Below are 3,569 nucleotides of genomic sequence, written 5' to 3' on the forward strand. Positions count from 1 at the left end.
CGACTACTGGAATCCGATTATGGCGGAGCACCAGAAAAAAGCTGACGCGATGAACTAAAACAAGCAGGAAACAAAATGAAACGAAAATTATTGGCCTTCTATTTTTTGTTTAATGAATCTTTCCCTTTTTGTCAGAACTTCCGAACGTGAGTTTTTATCTCGTAAGGAATTCTGTTTCAAACGGTGTTTCTCCCAAAAATATTCCAAAAGATTGCAAGATTATCGAATGTTTTAACTCACTGTCTGACGGCAAGCAGATTTATGTTGTAGAAAACGAGCCTGTTTTTGCCAGCAAAGAAATTAAGGAAGTCCGCTTGGACAATGATATTTTTGGCAACTCACAGATTCTTTATGAATTAACAGAGCAAGGAGCCATTCGTCTAGAAGAAGTCACAAGCAAAAATATTGGTAAAAGAATAATGGGCCTTGCAGACGGCGTTGTAATCATAAATGCAGTTATTCGCGACAGAATATCTGGTGGCCAGATTGCTGTATCTGGCATCGACCAATTGACTATCAATAAACTTTTGAGCAAAGATACAACCGAAAATGAGCACGAATTCAAAGAGTTGAATTTGAAGAATGAACCAGTTTCTATAAATCAAAATGAGCCGTTCGAAGTTATAAACGCATTTTTCTACTATTTTTGCAAGCAGGACAAAACTTACAAAAAATTCGGAAACTCACGATATTTTGACAGATTCGAAAATCTAGAGACCGTTTACAGCCATTACAAATTTGACAAAATCGAAGTTGAATATCTTCCTCCAGCCATACTTGATTTAAAAAACAAACTACTCCTAAAATTAAGAAAGATTCCTTTAACGAACTCGTATCTCATCAGATTTTATATTGGCGACACTGTGTATGAAAGTTCCGTAAACGTAAGCTCTGAAACAGTCGGCGAGCCTTTTACAGTTTGCAATATTCCATACTAAAAAACGATTATCGGGATATGCTTCGATTTCGCTCAATGACCGTATGGTTTTGATTTTTAGATGGCCTTCGGTCTCGGACTTTGGTCTGCTTGCAAGTCAATCGGGGAAGATGCCGAAATAAATTCGGCATGACGTGCTTCGGCAAGGCCTGCATGACGCGCTTCGGAGATTCTGCCCGAGCCATTAAGTCGGCACAGGCAAAATCCTTTCAAAGAGCTGATGAACGTTTATCGTTTAGCTTCGTATTATTGCATCAATGCTTTTGATTTCATCTTCCGAAAAAGAAAGATTTTCCAAAGCTTTTACGTTTTCTTCGATTTGTGAAACTTTGCTTGCCCCAATCAAAACAGTCGTTACGGCTTTATTGTTCAAAAGCCATGCAATTGCCATTTGGGAAAGTTTCTGATTTCTGTTACGGGCGATTTCGTTCAGTTTTTTTGCTTTTTCAAGCTGATGCTCGTTGAAGTTATTTACAAGGGAAGTGTTTCCTTTGGCGAGCCGTGAATCGGCAGGAATTCCTGACAAATATCGGTCGGTTAAAAGCCCCTGATAAAGAGGTGAGAAAACCGAAATTCCGATTCCGTTTTGTTTTACCCAAGTGTCCAGCCCGTCATCTTCAACCCAGCGGTTGAGCATTGAATACGAAGGCTGATTTACGATGAACGGAGTTCTAAGTTCCTTAAAAATGGCAGAAATCCGTTCAGTTTGCTCGCGATTGTAATTAGAAACGCCAACGTAAAGTGCCTTTCCTTCACGCACAATTTGGTCGAGGGCGAGCGCGGTTTCTTCAAGCGGCGTGTTCGGGTCAAAAACATGATGATAGAAAATATCAACGTAATCCAAGCCCATTCGTTTTAGACTTTGATTTACAGACGCAATAAGATATTTTCTAGAACCGTTTCTGTCACCGTAAGGTCCGTCCCACATTTCGTAACCAGCTTTTGTAGAAATGCAAAGCTCGTCGCGATACTGGCGAAGCCCGCGGTCAAGGATTTTCTTAAAATTTTCCTCTGCCGAACCATTGAAAGGATGACCGTAATTGTTTGCAAGGTCAAAATGTGTGATTCCCAAATCAAAAGCCTTGTGACACATATTTTCGGCATTCTCAAAAACTGAGCCAAATCCAAAATTCTGCCAAAGTCCAAGCGATATTGCAGGAAGTTTTAGCCCGCTTTTTCCGCAGTGACGGTAAATCATTTTTTCGTAACGTGATTCGTTAGGGGTGTACATTTTTCAAATCTCCTTTTGCAAATTGTTGATTTTGTGGCAATGTCATTTGTAAAGTATAACATATTCAAAAGCTCAGTCTTTATAATATTCTGTTCTCCCGCAACTGTGCTTACAAAATTCATTTTTGCAAAAACAAAACTCGAAATTTAAACTAACAGATTTTTTGATGATGTTATGCTATACTCGCTCCATGACAAATTTGCTTTTGGGAACCAGCGGATATGACTATCCAGAATGGAGGGGCGTATTTTATCCTGCACATTTAAAACGTGACGATTTTCTTCTATATTATTCCACGATTTTTAATGCGGTTGAACTGAATTTTTCATTCTACGGAATGCCGAATCCAAAGCAAATTATTTCGTTTTATGAGCGCAGCGAAGGTCGGCTTTTTTTTAGCATGAAGGCAAACCGACTTTTAACGCACGAAATTTCTTCTGGCTGGAAAGAAAGCGCCAATGATTTTAAGAACGCCGTGTCGCCCCTGCTCGAAAAATCTGCATTATGCGCAGTGCTTTTTCAGTTTCCGCAGAGTTTTCGTTACGTTACGGAAAATCGATTTTATCTTTCGGCACTGCTAAAAGAATTTAAAGAGTTTCCGTGTGTTGTGGAATTTCGGCACCGCGAATGGATACGTCAAAGCGTGTTCGAGGGACTTAACGAACACGGCGCAGGGATTGTATTCTGTGACATGCCGAGTTGTCCTGCCCTTCCAGACGGAAAAACTCTAAGAACTCCTTTTATCGGTAAGAACGCCTATATCCGAATGCACGGAAGAAATGCAAAAGCGTGGTATGCGTCCGCGTCCGAGGAACAGAAAACAGCAAACGGTGCAGCGCGTTATACTTACGATTACAGCGAAGTTGAGTTGCAGAGCTTTGTTCCTGTGGTGTGTCAGTCAATTAAAGAAGGACGAAAGACTCAGGTTTTCTTTAACAACCATCCTGACGGAAGCGGTGCAAAAAATGCGAGGAGGCTTGGAGAGATAATAAAAGCAAGTCTTTAAAAACAAAGACTTTATTAGTCAACGGTATAATCGCCTTGCCAAAGAGTGTAGATTTTTTTTGTCTTTAGTTGACCGTTTTTCCAATGAGTGCAAGAAGTTCTTTTGACGTATTTTGTTACAAGATCGTCAAATCCGTATTCAAGCAATTCGTCGTACTTGCCTTTTATAATCCAGCCTTTATGTTTGTCAGAAGAGTTAATCCATTTTATTGCGCCGTCATCATAATATTCCCAATAACAAACGCGGATTCCATCATAAGAAGCGTTCGTGTATGTTTCTTTTACAATTCGGCCTTTGTCGTCAAATTCACTTCTTGAAATTCCACCGTCCGAAGATTCTTCATAAACTTTATTACCGTTTTGGTCATATTCATAACGAATTGATTCATTGTTTGG

4 protein-coding genes are annotated in these 3,569 nt (G+C 39.8%); 2 read left to right on the forward strand and 2 right to left on the reverse strand.

Annotated elements, in window-relative coordinates; all coding sequences use genetic code 11:
• The first annotated feature begins 128 nt into the window (after nucleotides 1-128).
• Nucleotides 129-938: a SecDF P1 head subdomain-containing protein gene (locus tag JI65_RS16630; protein WP_191018286.1), complete on the forward strand. Its 810-nt coding sequence runs from the start codon at nucleotides 129-131 to the stop codon at nucleotides 936-938.
• A 234-nt stretch (nucleotides 939-1,172) separates the two neighbouring features.
• Here the strand turns inward: JI65_RS16630 and JI65_RS16635 are convergent, their stop codons facing one another.
• On the reverse strand, nucleotides 1,173-2,168 hold the full coding sequence (locus JI65_RS16635; RefSeq protein ID WP_191018287.1) for an aldo/keto reductase: 996 nt from the start codon (nucleotides 2,166-2,168) through the stop codon (nucleotides 1,173-1,175).
• Nucleotides 2,169-2,334: 166 nt separating this feature from the next.
• Between JI65_RS16635 and JI65_RS16640 the strand changes: the two genes are divergently transcribed.
• A complete protein-coding gene (locus tag JI65_RS16640; RefSeq protein ID WP_191018288.1) occupies nucleotides 2,335-3,174 on the forward strand; it encodes a DUF72 domain-containing protein in 840 nt (279 codons plus the stop codon).
• Nucleotides 3,175-3,188: 14 nt separating this feature from the next.
• Here the strand turns inward: JI65_RS16640 and JI65_RS16645 are convergent.
• On the reverse strand, nucleotides 3,189-3,569 hold a 381-nt coding region (locus JI65_RS16645; RefSeq protein ID WP_191018289.1), incomplete at its 5' end, for a hypothetical protein.

Source organism: Treponema zioleckii (genome assembly GCF_014737315.1).
Taxonomy (GTDB): domain Bacteria; phylum Spirochaetota; class Spirochaetia; order Treponematales; family Treponemataceae; genus Treponema_D; species Treponema_D zioleckii.

What these genes read in the sequence shown, in the direction of transcription:
- JI65_RS16635 (WP_191018287.1), bottom strand. Translation starts at nt 2,168, where the DNA reads ATGTACACCCCTAACGAATCACGTTACGAAAAAATGATTTACCGTCAC.
- JI65_RS16640 (WP_191018288.1), top strand. Translation starts at nt 2,335, where the DNA reads ATGATGTTATGCTATACTCGCTCCATGACAAATTTGCTTTTGGGAACC.